We start from the raw sequence: 19,284 nt of genomic DNA, 5'->3' as shown, positions 1-19,284 counted from the left end.
TTGCGGGTAATATTCTGCGGCACTTTAAGGTGCCTGTTTATCGACACGCAGGCCGATGATGGGGCTGCTGTCGATGCATGAAACGAGTGATGGCGTACAGTGGTCAACCTCTTTGAGTTTCAGCCCTGGAGTCTGTTCATGTCCGATCGCTACCTCAACTTCGCCAACACGCCCGCTGGCCGTCGCCTGGTCGGCGCACTCGGCCTGCCCGCGCCGCTGCCCCTGGAACGCTGGGTAGCAGGCCGCAACCGGCCGCTGGAAGGCGCGTTGCTGATTGGCGGCGACGGTGCCCTGGGAGCATCTGTGGCGGCGTTCGCGAACCGCCTGACCGACGAGCATTTCGCCGCGCGTGACGACCAGTACGGCCTGCCGCGCTGGACTGCCGAACATGGCCCGAAACTCAAGGGGCTGGTCTTCGACGCCAGCGGCCTGAGCCGCTTCGAGGAACTCGACGCGCTGCGCCAGTTCTTCCAGCCTGCACTCAAGAACCTCGGCCGCTGCCCTCACGTGGTGGTGCTCGGTCGCGCCCCGCAGACGCTCGACGATCCCCAGGCCAGCAGCGTGCAGCGCGCCCTGGAGGGTTTTACCCGCTCGCTGGCCAAGGAAATCCGCCGCGGCGGCACCGTGCAGCTGCTGCACGTCGACCCGGGCGCCGAGCCGCAGCTCGAAGGCGCCCTGCGCTTCCTGCTCTCGCCCAAGAGCGCCTACGTGTCAGCCCAGGTGCTGCGCCTGCAACCCTGCGCCCAGCAGGTCGGCGACTGGACGAGGCCACTGGCCGGCAAGACGGCGCTGGTCACCGGGGCCAGCCGCGGTATCGGTGCGGCCATCGCCGAAACCCTGGCCCGCGACGGCGCCGAGGTGGTATTGCTCGACGTACCGCCAGCCAGGGAAGCGCTGGAAGCCCTGGCATCGCGCCTTGGCGGCCGCGCGCTGACGCTGGATATCTGCGCCGAGGACGCCGCACCACGTTTGCTCGAAGCGCTGCCGCAGGGTGTGGACATCGTCGTGCACAATGCCGGCATCACCCGCGACAAGACCCTGGCGAAGATGGGCGATGAGCTATGGACGTCGGTGATCGACGTCAACCTGCGCGCGCCCCAGCAACTCACCGCTGCCTTGCTGCAGGCCGGAGCCCTGCGCGACAACGGCCGCGTGGTGCTGATCGCCTCGCTCAGCGGCATCGCCGGCAACGTCGGGCAGACCAACTACGCCACCAGCAAGGCCGGGCTGATCGGCCTTGCCCAGAGCTGGGCGCCGATGCTGGCCGAACGCGGCATCAGCATCAACGCCGTGGCACCGGGCTTCATCGAGACGAGCATGACCGCCGCCATCCCGTTCACCATCCGTGAAGCCGGTCGGCGCATGAACGCCATGAATCAGGGCGGCTTGCCCCAGGATGTCGCCGAGGCCGTGGCCTGGTTCGCTCAGCCGGGCTCCGGCGCGGTCACCGGGCAAGTCTTGCGGGTCTGCGGGCAGAGCCTGCTGGGCGCGTGATCACGGCGTGCTGCGCTCGCCATCGGGCTGGCGGGCGCGGCGGCGGAATTGCACCGGCGTTTCGCCGACCCAGCGCTTGAATGCCCGATAGAAGGTACTCGGTTCGGAGAACCCGGTGCGCTCGGCGATCACCTCGATGCGCTCGTCGCTTTCCAGCAGCAGTCGCTTGGCCAGGCGGCAGCGGCAATCGTTGACCATGTCGTGGAACCGTACATCGGCCTGGGACAGTTGTTGACGCAGCCGCCGCACCGGCATCTGCAGGCGAACGGCAACCTGTTCGAGCGTCGCCCCGGCGACCAGCAACTCATCGATCAGCCCGCGCACCTGTTGCACCAGGTCCAGCCGCACCTTGCCTGCCGAGCGCCGCAACGGCGGGTTGCGCAAGTACCGAAGCTGCCGGACCTCGCTGAGCGGGCGCATCAGCGCCGGGCCTTTCTGGTAGTTGCGTACATGCTGGCTTCGTCCTTGAGTGGCTGGCGGATTGGCTGCGTCACAGTCAGCGTAGGCAGCTTTCGCCAACGGTGCCGAAACCGGCTGCGATCACGTGAAGCGGGCACCAATGCAGGCTGGCTAATGTCTCAGATCTCGACGAGAGTACGCTGAACCACCCCTTGCACCGGAGCGCACGATGGCAACCGAATGGCTCGATCTGCACACACCACCGTCTCTACCCGGTTTGCTCCTGCGTGCGGCGCTGCGCCGCGGCATCACCGGTAAAACGCTGCCCCACCGCGGATTGCGCTGCTCGGTGACGGTGGATGCGGGTCACCTTGCCCGTTACCGCAAGGTGTGTGGTTTCACCGATGACGCCAGGCTGCCGGCGACCTACCCGCACGTACTGGCCTTCGCGCTGCAGATGAAATTGCTCACCGAGCCGGACTTTCCCTTCCCGCTGCTGGGGCTGGTGCACCTGGAAAATCGTATCCGGGTAATTCGCCAACTCGCCGGCCTGGGCCCCTTCAGCCTCAGCGTGGAAACCAGCAACCTGGCGCCGCACGACAAGGGTGCGGTGTTCAGCGTGATCACGCGCCTCGAAGACCAGCTGGGGTTGCTCTGGGAAGGCGACAGCCGTCTGCTGTGCCGAGGCCTGAAGCTGGACGGCCCGACGATTGGCCGCAGCGAGCCGGCGAGCCTGCCGATGGACGAGCTGACCCATTGGCAGGCGCCGGCCAACATCGGCCGCCGCTATGCGCGGATATCCGGTGACTACAATCCCATCCACCTCTCGGCGCTGACTGCCAAGCCCTTTGGCTTTCCGCGCGCCATCGCCCACGGGCTGTGGAACAAGGCCCGCGCCCTGGCGGCGCTGCAGGCCCATCTGCCGGCTTCGGGCTACAGCCTCGAGGTGCGGTTCCAGAAACCCGTGCTGCTACCCGGCACCTTGCGCATGCGTGCCAGCCTGCCCGCCGCCGAGGGCCAGTTCGACCTTCACGGCAAAGAGGACACACCGCACATGGCCGGCTGCTGGCAAGTCATCTAGCCCGCAACCCAACGCCTGGGGCGCCGATGCTCCGTTATCCGGGCGAGCCCGCTGCGCCCTGTCGCTGTTCGCCCGAGCTGGAGCGTTGCTGCGAGCGTTTGGACGGGGCTCGTCGTGCATGAAAGAATGTACGGCTACCGGATAGCGCCCATACGGAAGCCCCATGAACATCGCCGAACTCACCACCCGCCTGCACGCCATTCGTGATCGCAACGACTGGCGCCAATTCCATGCGCCAAAGAACCTGGCCATGGCCGCCAGCGTGGAAATGGCCGAGCTGGTCGAGATATTCCAGTGGCTCAGCGAGGATCAGTCGCGCAGCCTGCCGGCTGACACGCTTGCCCATGTCGGCCAGGAAGTCGGGGACGTGGTGCTCTACCTTCTCCTGCTATGCAGTGAGCTGGGCCTGGACATGGAGCAGGTGGTGCGCGCCAAGCTCGCGGACAGCGAACGGCGGTTCGCCTGATGAGCGATCGGCATTTCGACGAGCTGGCGACCCGCTTCGCCGAAAAGATCTACGGCGGCGCCAAGGGCGCGATTCGCCTCGCGGTGTTGCAGGCGGACCTCGGCGAAGCGCTGCCCGCCCGCCCGCTGCGGGTCCTCGATGTTGGCGCGGGCCTTGGCCACATGGCGCTGTGGCTGGCCGAATGCGGCCACCAGGTAACCCTGGCCGAACCGGCCGAGCCGATGCTGGCCGGCGCCCGCGAGCGGTTTGCCAACGCTGGTGTGGCAGCCACGTTCATTCACGCACCGTGGCAGGAACTGCCAGGGCGCTTCGAGGCGCCCTTCGATCTGGTCATCTGCCACGCCGTGCTCGAATGGCTGGCCGAGCCGGCCGCCATCCTCCCCGCGTTGCATGGCCTGACCGCAGCCGACGGCTGGCTCTCGCTGGCCTTCTACAACAAGGACGCGCTCATCTACCGCAACCTGCTCAAGGGCCACCTGCGCAAATTGCGCAAGGAAGAATTCGCTGGCGAGAAGCAGAGCCTGACGCCGCAACGCCCCCTTGACCCACGCGAATTGAAGTCGCAACTTGCCGCCCACTGGCAGGTCGAAGTGGAGAGCGGCGTACGCGTCTTCCATGACTACATGCCCCGCGACTTTCAGGCCAAGGCAGAACTGGCCGACCTGCTGGAAATGGAACTGGCACACCGTCGTCACCCAGCCTTCGCCGGACTGGGACGCTACCTGCACTGGATCTGTCGGCCACGCTGAATGCCCTGCTCTGCCAGGAGAACCGTCATGAAACGCATCGCGTTGTTGCTGCTCACCACTGCCCTGGCTGCCTGCCAGAGCCACAACCCCTACACCACGGATTCGGTGCCCCTGCCACCGCCTCCACCCGGCGCAGCCACCCATTTCGACCGCAGCGCCTACCCTGCCGCCCCGCGCGACTACGCCGCCTACCGCAGCTGGGCGTGGCAGCAGCGCCCGGCCGGCAGCGCCTGGGCCAGCGCAGACCTGGTGCAGGATGCGCTGAACAACGCCCTCGACCAGCGCGGCCTGCGCCCGGCCCAGGGCAGCACCGCCGCGGACCTCACCGTGCGCACCGACACCCGCCTGGAGCGCCGCGTGCGCCAGGTTGCGGACAGCTATGATCCCTATTACGGCGGCGGCTATGGCAGCTACGGCAATCGTGGCTACTACGGCAACGGCGTCGGGGTCGGTGCCCGCGTGCCGCTGACCCGTTCCTATGAGGAAGAAGTCGTGGTGGTGCGTATCGACTTCTTCGACGGCCGCAGTGGTGAACAGGTGTGGAGCGGCCAGGCGGAATTGCGCAGCAGTGGCAGCCAGGCCGAACGCGCCGAAGCGCTGCGCAAGGCAGTCAGTGACGCACTGGGCGAATACCCGCCTGCTTGAGCGACCTTCCAGGAGAACCCTTATGCGCCGCCTGCCTTTGCTATTGATCCCCATCCTGGTGCTGCTCGGCGCCTGCCAGAGCCAGCAGATCAACCGAGATTTCGACGCCAGCCGTGACTTCGCCGGCTACCGCAGCTGGAGCTGGCAAGAGCCGGCCGTGCAGTACAAGCCGGATGACCCGCGCATTCGCAGCGACCTGACCGAGCAGCGCCTGCGCAGCGCGGTGAGCGAGCAGTTGGATCAGCGCGGCCTGCGCCCCGCCGCGACCGGCACCTCGGCGGATCTGCACGTGCAGGTATGGCTGATCGTCGACCAGCGCCAGCAGCAGGTCAGCAGCGGTTTCGGTGGCGGGTTTGGAGGTTACTGGGGCAATTACTGGGGCGGACCGGCCTACAACGAGACCCGCACCGTCGATTACAAGGTGGCCACTCTGCAGATCGACCTGTTCGACGGCAAGGACGGCAAGCTGGTCTGGCGCGGCAGCGACGAACGTATCATGCGCAACGACGAGGGCAACCCCGCGCAGCGCGAGACGGTGATTCGTGAAACCGTCAGCCGGGTGCTGGGCCAGTATCCGCCGCGCTAGCAATCCACAGGCAGTGTTCGTACCAAGCGAGGGCGCAGGAAAACAGCGTCTTTCACCCTACCGCCAGCAACGCCGCATGGCTGGTGAAGGCTCTCAACCACGGCCGAAGCGGTAGAACAGGTTGGGTTCGCTGACGATGTACAGGTTGCCGCGGTCGTCGAAGGTCATGCCTTCACCCTGCGGGACCGCCTTGCCGAGGCCGGCGAAATCACTATTGAGGTCGCGGTAACCGATCAGTTTGCCGCTGTCGCCATCGAGTTCCATGATCCGTTTCGACTCGTCGCTGAGCAGCGCCAGATGGCCGGTGCGTTCGTCGAAATGAACCGAAGACAGATCGGAGGCAAATACCGAATCGCGGATCCAGTCGTCGTGATCGAGGATTTCCAGGTCGAAATTGCCGCTCATGCTGCCTTTCAGGCCGCGAATCTCGTAGAGCTTCATCGGCGAATGCTCCTTGACCACGAACAGCCGATCCCTCGCGCGGTCGTAGCCGACACCTTCAAAGCCCTGGTTACCGTCGCGCTGGATGCCCAGGGTCAGGGAGCGGTAATCCTCGCGAAACAGCGCACCCGAGCGCTGCGGAACGGGCACCACCACCAGTGCGTGGTTGCGCTCCTCGGCCAGCAGCAGCATGCCATCGCCCAGGTAGGTCACGCCCTCTACATCACTGAAACCGCTGAGCGGGTAACGCGCCAGCACCTCGCCATCCTTGCTCATGGCCAGCAGTTCTTCGGGGTTGTTGAGCACCGCCCAGAGCTGATCGCGCTGCTCGTCATAGCTCAGCGCCGACAGGTTGTTGCCCACGCCGGCCACTACCTTGGCGTCCACCTGTACCTTGTACTGGCGGCCAAGCAGGCTGTCGGGCGCCCATTGCGAGACGGCCGGGGTGGTCAGCCAGTAGTACAGGCGGTCGTCCAGGTGAACGGAACGCACCTGGTAGGTACCGACCAACAGCAGCAACAACAGCAGCCACGCCCACGGGCGCAGGCCGGGCAGACGGGAAAAGGCCCGCTTGGCAGCAGATATCATGGCGATTCTCGCGTTCACAGATGCGGGCAGTGTGCCCGGCGATTGTTGCAGTCTGTCGAGACGACAGGCCGCAGTTGAGAGACCCACCGCCCGGTAAAGTTCCTTGGTGGCCGGCGGCGCGGCTCGTCTGCACAGGCGAATATCCGGGCGCCGCGGTTTACCCGGCCTGCGAGAGCGTGCAGACTGCCCCGCGCAGGGAGAATTTCAGGGAGAGGATCGCGCAAGTCGGTGTCTGAGGCTGTAACGTCCCGGCTCTCTACCGCATCCGCGCCCTTGTGACCGTTCATGCAGATCGGCCTGCAACCGAAGGAGAACATCTTGGCGTCCAGCGAAACCATCACTTCATTGAGCAGTGCGATCGCCAACTGCGCCAAAGAACCCATTCACATTCCGGGGAGCATTCAGCCTCAGGGATTTCTGATGGTGTTCGACGAGCAGGCGCTGACGGTGCTGCAGGTAAGTGAGAACGTCGCCGACTGGCTGGGCCTGGCACCCGATGAAATGCTCGGCCGACACCTCGAACAGCTTCTCGACGACAGCGCCTCGCTCAACGAGCGACTTGCCCAGCTGTCCCATGACGAAACCACGCCGTTCCACATCGGTGACGTGCGTTTCCTCGAAGGCAGCCGCAAAGGCCAGTTGATCGCCATGATGGTGCACCGCTACGACAGCGTGCTGATCGCCGAATTCGAGCCGTCCACCAATGTGATCGCCGCCTACAACAACCTCTATCCGATGGTCCGCACTTTCATCGGCCACCTTCAGGAGGCCGATGAAATCGACGAGCTGTGCCGCCTGTCGGTAGACGAGGTCAAGCGCATCACCGGCTTTGGCCGCGTAAAGGCCTACAGTTTCGATGCCGAGGGCAACGGCCTGGTACTCGCCGAGCGGCTCGATCTCGATTACCCCAGCTACCTGGGCCTGAGTTTCCCGGCGGCGGACATCCCGCCTCAGGCGCGCGCACTGTATGTGGCCAATCGTATCCGTGTGATCGAAGACGCCAACTACCAGCCCTCGGCACTGCGTCCGGCGCTCAACCCGCGTACCGGCAAGCCGCTGGACCTGAGCTACGCGGCGCTGCGCAGCGTATCGCCGGTGCACCTGCAATACATGCGCAACATGCAGACGATCGCCTCGATGTCGATCTCGATCGTCGTCGAAGGGCAGCTCTGGGGGCTGATTTCCTGCCACCATGCCACCGCCCGCCCGGTAGGCTTCCAGACCCGTACGGCCTGCGAACTGCTTGGCCGCATGCTGTCGCTGCAGATCGAGGCGAAGATCGCCCAGGCCCGTACCCAGCACCTTTTGCAACTGCGCCAGCACATCGTGCAGATGCTCTCGGCCATGGCCGACCGCGACAGCGTCAGCGAGGGCCTCCTGGCGCTGCCGGACACCTTCCTGAACTTCGTTCGCGCCAGCGGAGCGGCCATCATCTCCGCCTCGCGCTGCGACCTGATCGGCCAGACACCGCCCCGTGACCAGGTCAATGCCCTGGTGCAGTGGCTGAGCGCGCGCGGTGGCGCAGACCTGTTTCAGACCGACAACGTCAGCCGTGACATCCCCGAGCTGCCGGGCCTGGCCAGGCACGTGGCAGGCGTACTGGCCGTGGCCATCTCCGAGCTGCATTCGCATTACCTGATCTGGTTCAAGCCGGAGCAGGCCCGCACCGTCACCTGGGCCGGCAAACCGGAGAAATCCATCAGCGCCAGCGGTGCGCTCAACCCGCGCAACAGCTTTGCGCGCTGGCAGGAAGAGATCAGCGGCTTTTCCACGCCCTGGCATGCCCAGGAGCCGGAAAGTGCCCTTGAGCTGCGCAACGCGGTGCTCGGCATCGTGCTGCGCAAGGCCGAGGAAATGGCCCAGCTGGCCAGCGACCTGAAGAAATCCAACAAGGAACTGGAAGCCTTCTCCTACAGTGTGTCCCACGACCTGCGCGCGCCGCTGCGGCACATCGCCGGTTACGCCGAGCTGCTCAGCGACTTCGAAGGCGCCAAGCTGTCGGAGCGCGGCCTGCGCTTTCTCGAACACATCGGGGAGTCGGCGCGTTTCGCCGGCACCCTGGTGGACAACCTGCTGAGCTTCTCGCAGATGGGCCGCTCGGCGCTGCGCTTCTCGGACGTCAACCTGCAGGCCCTGGTCGACTCGATTCGCGAGGAGATGAAGCCCGATTATCAGGGACGCAACCTGGAATGGCACGTGCAGCCGCTGCCCACGGTAATCGCCGACGCGGTTTTCCTGCACCTGGCGCTGCGCAACCTGCTGGCCAACGCCATCAAGTACAGCCGCCAACGCAATCCGGCGGTGATCGTCATCGGTGCCCAGGAGCATGAAGAAGAGGTCGTGATCTTCGTGCGCGACAATGGTGTGGGCTTCAACATGGATTACGTGGATAAGTTGTTTGGCGTGTTTCAGCGCCTGCATCGCATGGAAGAATTCGAGGGCACCGGCATAGGCTTGGCCAGCGTACGGCGTATAATCGAACGTCACGATGGGCGAGTCTGGGCAGAAGGCGCCGTCGATCAAGGGGCCACCTTTTATTTCGCGTTGCCGAAACGCTACCACCCCGTTCTCTGATAACGGGACGAGGACTTGAATGCTCAAACCGATTTTATTGGTCGAAGACAATCCCCACGATCTGGAACTGACCCTGATCGCCCTGGAACGTAGTCAACTGGCCAATGACGTGATTGTCATGCGTGATGGCGCCGAAGCGCTGGATTACCTGTTTCGCCGTGGCGAGCATGCCAATCGCCTTCCGGGCAACCCGGCGATCATGATGCTCGATCTCAAGCTGCCCAAGGTGGATGGCCTGCAGGTATTGAAGATCGTGCGCGACACGCCCGAGCTGCGCAGCATTCCAATCGTCATGCTGACCTCGTCGCGCGAGGGCCCGGATCTTCAGCGTGCCTACGAATTGAACGTGAACGCCTACGTGGTCAAACCGGTCGAATTCAAAGCCTTCGTCTCGGCGATCTCCGATCTTGGCGTATTCTGGGCGGTACTCAACGAGCCGCCTCCCGGCTCGCTGCGCCTGCAACGACGCACGTCGGATTCCGAGTCCGAAGCCAATAGCGACTGACGATCCCAAGGTTTCGCTTGAAGCGCAGGCCTATATCAGACAGAACCGACGACCTTTCAATGCCGCCCAAGCCCCTGAAACTGCTATTCATCGAAGACAGTCCGCGCGACGCGGAACTTGCCCTGTTTGCGCTGGAGCGTAATGGACTGTCCGTCGACAGCACGCTGGTCTACGACCACCAGGCCGCTGAACGCGCATTGCAGCAAGACAGCTTCGACCTGATTCTCTCCGATTACCTGTTGCCCGGCTCGTCGGGGGCCCAGGCCCTGGAAGTGGCCCGCCGCCTGGCACCACAAACGCCGTTCATCTTCCTGTCCGGCATGTTCGGCGAAGAACATGCCGTGGAAATGATGCGCCTGGGTGCCGTCGACTACGTGCTCAAGCAGAACCTGCCGTTTTTGCCCAAGGCCATTGACCGCGCCATTGCCGAGGTCAACGAGCGCCAGGAACGGCGCCGCGTCGAGGACACCCTGCAGGCGGTCGAAGCCCGGGCGCGGCTGGCCATTGGCGCAGCACGCATGGGCATGTGGGATTACGTGCCGGCAACCGACACGATGATCTGGGACGAACGCTGCCGGGCCTTGTACGAATTGGATGACGACGCCGACGTCGACATGGCGATGTTCTACGAGCGCTGCCACCCTGACGACCGCCAGCACTTGCAGCAGCGTGTCGACGAGGCCCTGGCGACCGACAGCGGCAACGAGTTCCAGGCCGAGTTTCGCCTGCCGCTGAGCAACGGCAGCGAGCGCTGGATTTCCGCTCGCGGCCAGGCCTTCTTCGAAGAGGGCCAGTGCTCGCGATTTTTGGGTGTATTGCATGACATCACCGAGCAAAAACAGGCCAACGAAGCGCTGCTGCGCCTCAACGACATGCTCGGCGAGCGGGTCGAGAAACGCACCCGCGAACGTGATCGCAACTGGGAGCTGTCCCGCGACCTGCTCGCCGTGTTGCGCTTCGACATGCAGCCCAGCGCGCTCAACCCGGCGTGGGAGCAAACCCTTGGCTGGTCGCGTCAGCAACTGACCAAGGGCCCGCTGTGGGAGCTGATCCACCCGGACGATCTCAGTGCCACGCTGGCGCAGATCGAGCAGGTCACTTCCGAAAACGTCTCGGTGCGCTTCGTCAACCGCATGCGCCACGCCAATGGCGATTACCACTGGCTGTCTTGGATCCTGGTGCCGGACGACAACTTGCTGTACGCAGCCGTGCGTGACATCACCCACGAGCGTAGCGTGGTCGAGGAACTGGCCGCCACCAACCAGCAACTGCGCGAGCAGATTGCCGAACGTGAGCGTGTCGAGGCGACGCTGCAGCAGATGCAGCGCCTGGAAGCGGTTGGCCAGCTCACCGCGGGCGTGGCCCACGACTTCAACAACCTGCTCACCGTGGTGCTGACCAGTACCAGTTTCCTGATCCGCGACCTGGAAAAGGGCAACCTGGACAAGGCCCGCAGCCGCCTGCAGAACATCACCGACGCAGGAGAACGTGGCGCCAAGCTGACCGGCCAATTGCTGGCCTTCTCCCGGCGCCAGCGTCTGGTGCCGGAAGCGGTCAACCTGGGCGAAACGGTGCACGGCATGCTGGAGCTGCTGAAAAGCACCCTGGGCGGCAGCGTGCTGATCGAAACGGCAACCGAGCCAGGCCTGTGGCACGCCCGGGTCGACCCGACGCAGATCGAGCTGATCATTCTCAATCTGGCGATCAATGCCCGCGATGCCATGGCCGTTGGTGGCACGCTGCGCCTGAGCACCAGCAACGAGGTGATCCGCGAAGCACCGCGCCGCCCGGAAGACCCCGAACCCGGCGACTACGTGGTGCTCTCGGTGCAGGATTCCGGCAGCGGCATGAGCGATGCGGTACTGGCCAAGGCCTTCGAGCCGTTCTTCACCACCAAGGAAATCGGCAAGGGCTCGGGCCTCGGCCTGGCGCAGGTGTTCGGTTTCGCCAAACAATCTGGTGGTGGCGCGCGCATCCTCACCGAGATTGGCGTCGGCACCACGGTAAAGGTTTATCTGCCAGGCCTGCGCGACATCGTGCAACCGACCAGCGAGATATCCAGCCAGCCATTGCCGAGCGCCGAGCACGGCGGCCAGCGCACCATCCTGCTGGTCGACGATGATCCGCGGGTGCGCGAAGTCACCGCGCTGACGCTGGACGCGCTGGGCTATCAGGTGCGCGAGGCGGAAAGCGGCGCCGAGGCCCTGGGCAAGCTTGATGCCGGGATTGACCTGCTACTGGCCGACTTCGCCATGCCGGGCATGAATGGCGCCGAACTGGCGCAGATCGCCCGCCAGCGTTACCCGAACCTGCCGGTGGTATTCGTCACCGGCTATGCCGAGCTGGGTGGGCTGGGCGCCGACGAGGCCTTTATCGTCCAGAAGCCCTATCGCAGCGAAGAGCTGGCAGAGAAGCTGCAATACGCGTTCGCCGATGGCAAAAGCCACTGAGCCGAGCGCTGACTGCTCGTCAGCCCGCGCCATGCGCCCCATGCAAGCGGCGCAGCGTTGCGGTAGCCTTGGCAGATCATTGCCGGCCACGTGACCATGCCCTCCGAACCCTGCCTGTTTGCCGGCCAGTCTGGCGAGACCGTCGAGCTCATCCGCCGCTTCGATTGGGCCAGCACGCCCCTTGGCCCCGTCGCGCAGTGGCCGGACGTACTGATCAGCAGCACGCGCCTGATGCTGTCCTCGCCGACGCCCATCGTGCTGCTCTGCGGTGCGGACGGCGTGCTCATTTACAATGATGCCTATGCCACCTTCGCCGGGCTGCGCCACCCGGCTATCTTCGGTATGCCCGCCGAGGACGCCTGGCCGGAAATTGGTGACTGGAACCGCCATGTGATCACCATGGGCCTGGCCGGCAAATCGATGTCCCAGGAAAACCTCTACCTGCCCCTGCGTCGCCGTGGAGTTCAGGAAGACGCCTGGATGAACCTGTATTACAACCCGCTGCTCGATGCCGATGGCCGCTCCCACGGCATGATGTGCATCGTGGTGGAGACCACCAGCCAGATGGTCGCCACCCAGCAGCGCGCCCAGGTCGAAGCCGAGCTGCGCAGCGCCAACGAGCGCATCGAGCTGGCCCTCAATGCCGGCGCAGTGCTGGGCACCTGGGTGTGGGACATTCCCAACGACCGGGTCACCGGTGACGAACGTTTCGCCCGGGCGTTTTCCGCCGACCCACTGGAGGCCGGCAAGGGCATCACGCTTGACCGGGTCACGCCTGCCATCCACCCGGACGACCGCCCGCGCGTTCAGGCGCTGATCGAACAGACCCTGCAAAGCGGCGGCGCTTACCGTGCGGAGTACCGGATTCGCCAGGCCGACGGCAGTTACCGCTGGATCGAGGCCAATGGCCACTGCGAGCTGGCGACCGACGGCACGCCGCTACGGTTTCCTGGCGTACTGATCGACATCGAAGAGCACAAGCAGACCGAGCTGGCCCTGCGCCAGGTAACCCAGACGCTGGAGGAGCGCATTGGCGAAGCGGTGTTGCAGCGCATCCAGGCCGAGGAGCAGTTGCGCCAGGCGCAGAAGATGGAAGCCATCGGCCAGCTCACCGGCGGTATCGCCCATGATTTCAACAACCTGCTGGCCGGCATCCTCGGCAGCCTCGAACTGATCAAGCGCAAGCTGCCGACCGAGAACCCGGCGCTGAGCAGGTTCATCGAGGCCGCCATCGCATCGGCCAACCGCGGCGCCTCCCTGACCCACCGACTGCTCGCCTTTGCCCGACGCCAGTCACTGGATATGCGGCCCATCGAGGTCAATACGCTGGTGCACGCACTCGAGGAGCTGCTGAACCGCACGCTCGGCGAGCAGATCAGCCTGCAGACCCGCCTCGCGAACGACCTCTGGCTGACCCGCAGCGACGCCCACCAGCTGGAAAACGCGCTGATCAACCTGGCCATCAACGCCCGTGACGCGATGCCTCAGGGCGGCACGTTGCACATCGAAACACGTAACACCCAACTCGGCGAAAGCGACGCGCAGCACTACCAGGTGCCAGCCGGTGACTACCTGCTGCTGTCGATCAGCGACACGGGCAGTGGCATGTCCCAGGACGTCATCCGCCATGCCTTCGAACCCTTCTTTACCACCAAACCGATTGGCCAGGGCACCGGGCTGGGACTGTCGATGGTGTATGGCTTCGTGAAGCAGACCGGCGGCTACCTGCAACTGGAAAGCCAGGTCGGCACGGGCACTACGCTCAACCTGTACCTGCCACGTCTGCTGACGCCGCCTGCCGAGCCCGTCCAGGTCACACCGCCGCCAGCCGCGCGCGGCCGGGGTGAGCGGATCCTCGTGGTCGAAGACGACAAGGTGGTGCGCATGCTCATCGTCGAGGTGCTGGAGGAACTGGGCTATCAGTTGCTGCAGGCCGGCGACGCGCAAAGCGCTCTGGGGCTCTTCGAGCAGCACTCACCGCTCGACCTGCTGCTTACCGATGTCGGTCTGCCCGGGATGAACGGCCGTCAGCTTGCCGACGCCGCGCGGCAACGCCAGCCGACACTCAAGGTATTGTTCGCCACCGGTTATGCCGAAGGTGCGCAAATGCGCGATGGCTACCTGGGCAGCGGCATGGAGATGATCGCCAAGCCGTTTGCCTTCGAAGCGCTGGCCAGCAAGATCAAGGCCATGCTCGGCAATTGATCGGCGCCGCCACGGGCCGAGCCCGCGAGCACCGCGTAAACTCCGGGAACTCCGCTGCCGGCTGGCAGCCCAATGGCAGTCACTCCGATTTGTTTGCTTGTGTTTCCCAGGAAATTCTCTCCATGCGCGTAGAAGGCTTTTTCGAATCCCTCGGTGAGGCATTCGGCTCGTTCATCCGCTTCATCGTCGACGCCCTGAGCGGTGTGATCACCCTGCTCGCCGGGGCCGTGGCCGGATTCATCGACGGCATGGCCGGCGCGCTTGGCGTCACCCCCTCGCTGCTCAGCATTGCCGTGCTGCTGATTGGCCTGATCCTGCTGTACAGCGCCGTGCGCTCGTTCATGCGCGGCTCGGTGATCGGCGGCCTTATCTGGCTGTTCCTCGGTTTGTGGCTGCTGACCGGGCTGATTCGCTGAAGCCATGAAGGGCCCAGGTATAGCCGGGGCGGCGGTACTTGCCGGTATCCGCTGCTGATCGTTACCCGAGGCGTGCCGCATCCAAATGTTACAAAAGACGTGCTAGTCTGAGCGGCCGTCGTTAGCCGCCCAAATATTCCAATGTCCGTTCATGGTCAGTTGCTGCTGCGTCATCACGCGCCCTTCATTCGCTTCTGGCTGGCTCGGGTATTCACCGCCAGCGGCTTTCAGATGCTCACCGTGGCCATCGGCTGGCAGATGTACAGCCTCACCGGCAACGTGCTGGACCTGGGCCTCGTCGGCCTCGTCGAGTTCCTGCCGAAGATCCTCTTCATACTGCTCACCGGCCACGTCGCCGACCGTTTCGACCGCCGCAAGGTCGCTGCGCTCTGCCAATGTGGCCAGGCCGTGGTGGCCATCACCCTGTTGGTTGGCAACAGCACGGGCAGCCTGACCCGCGAGATGATCTTCGTGATCGCCTTCATGATGGGCACCGCTCGCGCTTTCGAGATGCCCACAACCCAGGCATTGCTGCCCAATATCGTGCCGCCGGGTCTGTTTCCCGCCGCCGTGGCCGCATCCAGCTCGGCCATGCAGACCGCAACCATCGTCTCCCCTGCCCTCGGCGGCGTGCTGTTCGCCGTGGCGCCAGCCTGGGTATATGGCCCGGCGCTGGTGCTGTACCTGATCGCCATGGCCATGATGCTCAGCCTGCCGTCGCAACAGAAGCCGCTGAAACAGAAGATCTCCGTGGAATCGCTGCTGGCCGGCTTTCGGTTCATCCGTAGCCGCCCGGAAGTATTCGGCGCCATCTCCATGGACATGTTTGCCGTGCTGCTCGGCGGCGCCACCGCACTGCTGCCGGTATTCGCCAAGGACATTCTGCTCACTGGCCCCTGGGGCCTGGGCCTGCTGCGCTCGGCGCCAGCGGTGGGTGCCCTGCTGATGTCGATCTACCTGGCGCGGCACCCCATCGAGCGCCGGGTCGGCCCGGTGATTCTCGGCTCGGTGGCCCTATTCGGGGTGGCGACCATCGGCTTCGGGCTGTCCACCTCGCTGTGGTTCAGCCTGGCAACCCTGGTGCTGCTCGGCGCTGCCGACATGATCAGCATGGTGATCCGCGGCGCCTTCGTACAACTGCAAACACCGGACGAGATGCGCGGCCGGGTGGGCGCGGTGAACAGCCTGTTCATCGGCGCCTCCAACCAGCTCGGCGACTTCCGCGCCGGCGTCAGCGCCGCCTGGTTCGGCACCGTGCCGGCGGTGCTGATGGGCGGCGTGGGCGCCATCGCCGTCAGCGTGCTATGGATCAAGCTGTTCCCGGCGCTGTCGAGCCGTGATCGGATTCATGATCCGTTGGTGGCCGAAACGAAAGCGTCCTAGCAAAACCTGGAACGTTTCTCTTAGCGAGACGCGTGCTACGGAACCCGCGCTTCCGAAGGCGTCTGGTCCGAGTTCCGCCTTGCTTCGCGCTTCTCGCTCATGGCCCCCATACACTCTTCGTGGCTCATATAGCCAAGAATCTTACAGGCAGCCGAAAGTGACGTCGGGTACTTTGCCTGTATCTCCCGCTCCCGCTGTTTCCATTCGATGATCATTTTTGACAGCACGAACGCCGTCACCAAGATCAGCACCCAGATCAGGATCTGTTTGCCCAGCGGGGCCAACAGCCGCCAGGCACGGATCAGCCAGGCAGCCGGCGCTCCGCCGCGAGAGGCGATATCGAGGAACTGCACGCACAGCATGAACGTCGTCACAGCCAGTGCCGTGGAGGCTATAGGCCCCGCTGGCCAGTTAGCCGCCAGTGCGGCAAATGCAGCACTGGGCACGATATGCCTCAGCAGCAGCAGGCCACTCCCGCCACGCACCCACCGTTCAGGCATCAGCCGTTGGCTGATGCCCACATCAATAATCACCCACCACCTGGCCAATCTGCTCCAGACCTTGATGCACACCCGGAACACGAATAACAACGCCGTGCCAACGGCCGCCACGACGCCCACCGATAGGGCCAGGTCACCAGGGCCTTCGGATGCATTGCTACTCAACATGAACATCACCAGGCAAAGGCCCAGCCAAAGCAACAGGTACAACTGCACCCAGCCGCCGCCTGGGTGCCAGTCCCGCCACTGTTGCAGATAGGTCAAACCAAGGTCATCCATCGCATCGTCGTGTTGCTCAACACGCCAACTCAATTCTTCACAGGCCTGCCAGTCGGCATCATTGAAGTCGTCGACCAACCTGCGACGCTCGCCTTGGCGCATGGGTTTTAGCAACAGCCAGGCGGCACGTGACGACGGTGACGCCGGTGGATCTTCGTTCAGCGAATGCCTCAACTCAGCACGTAACGCCATCGCATCGCTGCATGCACAGAGCTGCTCCCAACGTTCGCTGCTACAGGGAATCTGACCGTGCGCCTCATTCCAACCGAACAGCTGGCAAACACCATCGAAGAATGTCAGCGACCAGCCCACGTTACCCTCGAGCAGCCCCAACACCCCTTGCTGCAGATGACTGCTGCGATCAAATGGCTGTACCCAAGGCTGCTTTGTCAACTGTGCGACGGACTCAAGAACCGCGCGCTCTTGGCCAGTCTCAAGTTGCGCATGCCACTTCCAAAGCTCGGCATTCAGCAACCGTTCTGCCAGGTCATTCATCGTTGCCAGCGGCAAATAATCGGCCTGCCAGGGCGTCAGCCAGTCCAATTGCGCCATGGCCCAGCGCACGGTGTCGACGGCCTCGTCGCCAGGCAGCAGGCAGCGGCGTAGCAACTCCAATTCGAGCGTCTGCTCCAGGCCCGCCTCACGCGCCTGGAACAGAGCGTCGTCGAGCGAGCTGCAGCTATCCGGCAAGCGGACCACCCAAGCCCGCTCGTCGCGGTGTTGCCTCTGGGTTTCAGTCAGTGGTGCGCTCATCTGCTGCGCGCAATCGAACGGGGGTGGCGTGACGGGCTCTTCCGCGGCAGGCTGCTCTTTCGCGCCCTGAATGCGCTCAGCCCAGTCCAACGCACATTCATAGGCTTCCCGCAGCCGCTGAAACGCTTCGGGATCCTCGTCGGGCCGGGTCTGTTTGAGCAACTGTGCGTAGCGGCGCTTGATGCTGCGGGTATCGGCGTCGGTTTCCAGGCCGAGCAGGCTCCAGGGGTTCACCACTCGGCCCTCCTGCTGTAATCAACCTTGAACGCCCCGCTGCGCCACATCGACCAGCGCGGCCAAGGGGCTCGCCGGGCGCCGACCAGCGCGAGGAATGCCACCTGAAGGACGAATGCATAGCCAAACGCCGCCCAGCTGGGTCCCAGAGTCGGCCCGAAACCGGCGACCAGTACGGCAAACAAGGCGGCCGGTAGTGCGTGGCGCAGCACCAGCATGCCGGCCGCCCTGTCATGCCAGGCGGCCGGCAACAGCAAACGACTCAGCGGCACATCGAGGCGCGTCAGGTAACGTGCCAGGCGGCCCCAGCCGCTGGCAAGCATCACCATCCAGGCGATCACCCCGGCACTGATGAGCAGGTCCTTGAACGCCAGGCCGACATATCCGCCAGAGCGCTCCAGGTAGAGCGACAGTTGCGCTTCTTGCAGCGAGGTGCCAAACATGGCGGCGAACAGCAGCAACCAGGCGTAGACCGTGGCTGGCACCGTCCATTGGCGCGGCAGCCAGCGCTGCCAGTGAGCGTCGCATTGCAGCCCGAACCGATCCGCCAGCTCGGGATAGCGCTCGGTTAGCAGCTCGTCCAGCGCCTGGCAGGCCTGCCAGTCCTCGTCGTCGAAATGATCGACCAACAGCCGGGCTTCACGCTCCTCCATGGGTTTGAGCAGTAGCCAGGTCGCGCGTTCTTCGGCACGCAACGGCCAATCCAGTTGCAACTGCTGCAGCAGGCGCTGCCCCGCCGCCTGGCGTTCACAACGCCAGCACAGGCCATACCAGCGCTCGCGGGCGCAGGGGAGCTCACCGGTCTCCTCGTTCCAACCGAACAGCTGGCACAGACGCTCGAACAGCGCAGGCGACCAGTGCTCGGTGACTTCGAGCATCCAGACCATGCCGTCGTGCAATTGTCGGCGGCGGTCGAACGAGTGCAGCCAGTCGCTGGTCAGCAGCGCAGCGGCGACGTCTACTACGGCGCGCTCCTCGCCGGCCTGCAAGCGGTGCTGCAAGGTATCCAGCTCCAGCACCAACAGGCGCTCGGCCAGGGCGTCGGAATGGGTGCGCGGCAGGTACTCGGCCTGCCAGGGCGATAGCCACTGCAAGCGCTGCAGGCCCCAGCGCAGAATGCTCAGTCCTTGCTCGTCCAGGTTCGCGCAACGTAACAGCAGATGACGCTGCAGCGGCGCTTCAAGTCCCTGCTCTCGGGCCTGCTGCAACGCGGCGTCCAGCGAATCGCAGGTCTCGAGCAATTGCTCGAGGCGCAGTTGCTGCGATGACTCGGCAGCGGCCATCGACGGCGGCTCTCGCTGCGCCAAGGGCGATGGAAACTCGGCAGGCGCTTGCCAGTGCTTGGCGCAGGCATCCCACGGCTGATCCTGGGCGGCGGCATGGGCCAGGGCTTGCTCGTAGGCCTCACGCAGGCGCTGGAAGGCATCCGCGTCCTCGTCGGGCCGGGTCTGTTTGAGCAACTGCGCGTAGCGGCGCTTGATGCTGCGGGTATCGGCGTCGGCGTCCAGGCCAAGCAGCGTCCAGGGATTCATAACG

15 protein-coding genes and 1 pseudogene are annotated in these 19,284 nt (G+C 64.6%); 12 read left to right on the top strand and 4 right to left on the bottom strand.

From position 1 onward, the window contains the following. Nucleotides 1-138: 138 nt before the first annotated feature. A complete protein-coding gene (locus ACZ0AV_RS16660) occupies nucleotides 139-1,494 on the top strand; it encodes a 3-oxoacyl-ACP reductase (RefSeq protein ID WP_499152053.1) in 1,356 nt (451 codons plus the stop codon). Here the strand turns inward: ACZ0AV_RS16660 and ACZ0AV_RS16655 are convergent. Continuing rightward, nucleotides 1,495-1,845 (bottom strand): annotated as a pseudogene (locus ACZ0AV_RS16655) (helix-turn-helix transcriptional regulator); the annotation flags it as partial. Nucleotides 1,846-2,122: 277 nt separating this feature from the next. Between ACZ0AV_RS16655 and ACZ0AV_RS16650 the strand changes: the two are divergent. The 5 genes from ACZ0AV_RS16650 (at nucleotide 2,123) to ACZ0AV_RS16630 (ending at nucleotide 5,420) form a co-directional block, all read left to right on the top strand. After that, nucleotides 2,123-2,974, top strand: a complete 852-nt coding sequence (locus tag ACZ0AV_RS16650) for a MaoC family dehydratase (RefSeq protein ID WP_499152052.1) — start codon at nucleotides 2,123-2,125, stop codon at nucleotides 2,972-2,974. A gap of 163 nt (nucleotides 2,975-3,137) precedes the next feature. Next, a complete protein-coding gene (locus ACZ0AV_RS16645; protein ID WP_499152051.1) occupies nucleotides 3,138-3,440 on the top strand; it encodes a MazG-like family protein in 303 nt (100 codons plus the stop codon). Next, nucleotides 3,440-4,189 (top strand): methyltransferase domain-containing protein, encoded by a 750-nt coding sequence (locus ACZ0AV_RS16640; protein ID WP_499152050.1) that lies wholly within the window; start codon nucleotides 3,440-3,442, stop codon nucleotides 4,187-4,189. Before ACZ0AV_RS16645 ends, ACZ0AV_RS16640 begins: the two co-directional genes overlap by 1 nt. Before the next feature lie 27 nt (nucleotides 4,190-4,216). Beyond that, nucleotides 4,217-4,834 carry a DUF4136 domain-containing protein gene (locus ACZ0AV_RS16635; protein WP_499152049.1) on the top strand — a complete coding sequence of 206 codons (618 nt, stop codon included), beginning with the start codon at nucleotides 4,217-4,219 and terminating at the stop codon, nucleotides 4,832-4,834. 22 nt (nucleotides 4,835-4,856) lie between these two features. Next, a complete protein-coding gene (locus tag ACZ0AV_RS16630) occupies nucleotides 4,857-5,420 on the top strand; it encodes a DUF4136 domain-containing protein (RefSeq protein ID WP_499152048.1) in 564 nt (187 codons plus the stop codon). Nucleotides 5,421-5,513: 93 nt separating this feature from the next. Here the strand turns inward: ACZ0AV_RS16630 and ACZ0AV_RS16625 are convergent, their stop codons facing one another. Then, complete coding sequence (locus ACZ0AV_RS16625) at nucleotides 5,514-6,449, bottom strand: SdiA-regulated domain-containing protein (RefSeq protein WP_499152047.1); 936 nt, start codon at nucleotides 6,447-6,449, stop codon at nucleotides 5,514-5,516. A 285-nt stretch (nucleotides 6,450-6,734) separates the two neighbouring features. Here ACZ0AV_RS16625 and ACZ0AV_RS16620 point away from each other — a divergent pair, with 285 nt between their 5' ends. The 6 genes from ACZ0AV_RS16620 (at nucleotide 6,735) to ACZ0AV_RS16595 (ending at nucleotide 15,982) form a co-directional block, all read left to right on the top strand. Continuing rightward, on the top strand, nucleotides 6,735-9,023 hold the full coding sequence (locus ACZ0AV_RS16620; RefSeq protein ID WP_499152046.1) for an ATP-binding protein: 2,289 nt from the start codon (nucleotides 6,735-6,737) through the stop codon (nucleotides 9,021-9,023). Between the two features lie 19 nt (nucleotides 9,024-9,042). Continuing rightward, complete coding sequence (locus tag ACZ0AV_RS16615; RefSeq protein WP_499152045.1) at nucleotides 9,043-9,528, top strand: response regulator; 486 nt, start codon at nucleotides 9,043-9,045, stop codon at nucleotides 9,526-9,528. Nucleotides 9,529-9,587: 59 nt separating this feature from the next. After that, nucleotides 9,588-11,978: a hybrid sensor histidine kinase/response regulator gene (locus ACZ0AV_RS16610; RefSeq protein WP_499152044.1), complete on the top strand. Its 2,391-nt coding sequence runs from the start codon at nucleotides 9,588-9,590 to the stop codon at nucleotides 11,976-11,978. Nucleotides 11,979-12,074: 96 nt separating this feature from the next. Continuing rightward, the gene (locus tag ACZ0AV_RS16605) at nucleotides 12,075-14,183 is read left to right on the top strand and encodes a hybrid sensor histidine kinase/response regulator (protein ID WP_499152043.1); all 2,109 of its coding nucleotides are present in this window, start codon (nucleotides 12,075-12,077) and stop codon (nucleotides 14,181-14,183) included. 122 nt (nucleotides 14,184-14,305) lie between these two features. Continuing rightward, the gene (locus ACZ0AV_RS16600; protein WP_499152042.1) at nucleotides 14,306-14,599 is read left to right on the top strand and encodes a hypothetical protein; all 294 of its coding nucleotides are present in this window, start codon (nucleotides 14,306-14,308) and stop codon (nucleotides 14,597-14,599) included. 141 nt (nucleotides 14,600-14,740) lie between these two features. Continuing rightward, a complete protein-coding gene (locus ACZ0AV_RS16595) occupies nucleotides 14,741-15,982 on the top strand; it encodes an MFS transporter (RefSeq protein ID WP_499152041.1) in 1,242 nt (413 codons plus the stop codon). 35 nt (nucleotides 15,983-16,017) lie between these two features. Here the strand turns inward: ACZ0AV_RS16595 and ACZ0AV_RS16590 are convergent, their stop codons facing one another. Then, nucleotides 16,018-17,748 (bottom strand): J domain-containing protein, encoded by a 1,731-nt coding sequence (locus tag ACZ0AV_RS16590; RefSeq protein ID WP_499152040.1) that lies wholly within the window; start codon nucleotides 17,746-17,748, stop codon nucleotides 16,018-16,020. Beyond that, the gene (locus ACZ0AV_RS16585; protein WP_499152039.1) at nucleotides 17,745-19,280 is read right to left on the bottom strand and encodes a J domain-containing protein; all 1,536 of its coding nucleotides are present in this window, start codon (nucleotides 19,278-19,280) and stop codon (nucleotides 17,745-17,747) included. The genes ACZ0AV_RS16590 and ACZ0AV_RS16585 overlap by 4 nt, the downstream gene beginning before the upstream one ends. Between the last annotated feature and the right edge of the window lie 4 nt (nucleotides 19,281-19,284).

Source organism: Pseudomonas sp. AC532 (assembly GCF_979258965.1).
The sequence above is the reverse complement of the archived record's forward strand: the minus strand, read 5'-3'. Positions and strand labels throughout refer to the sequence as shown.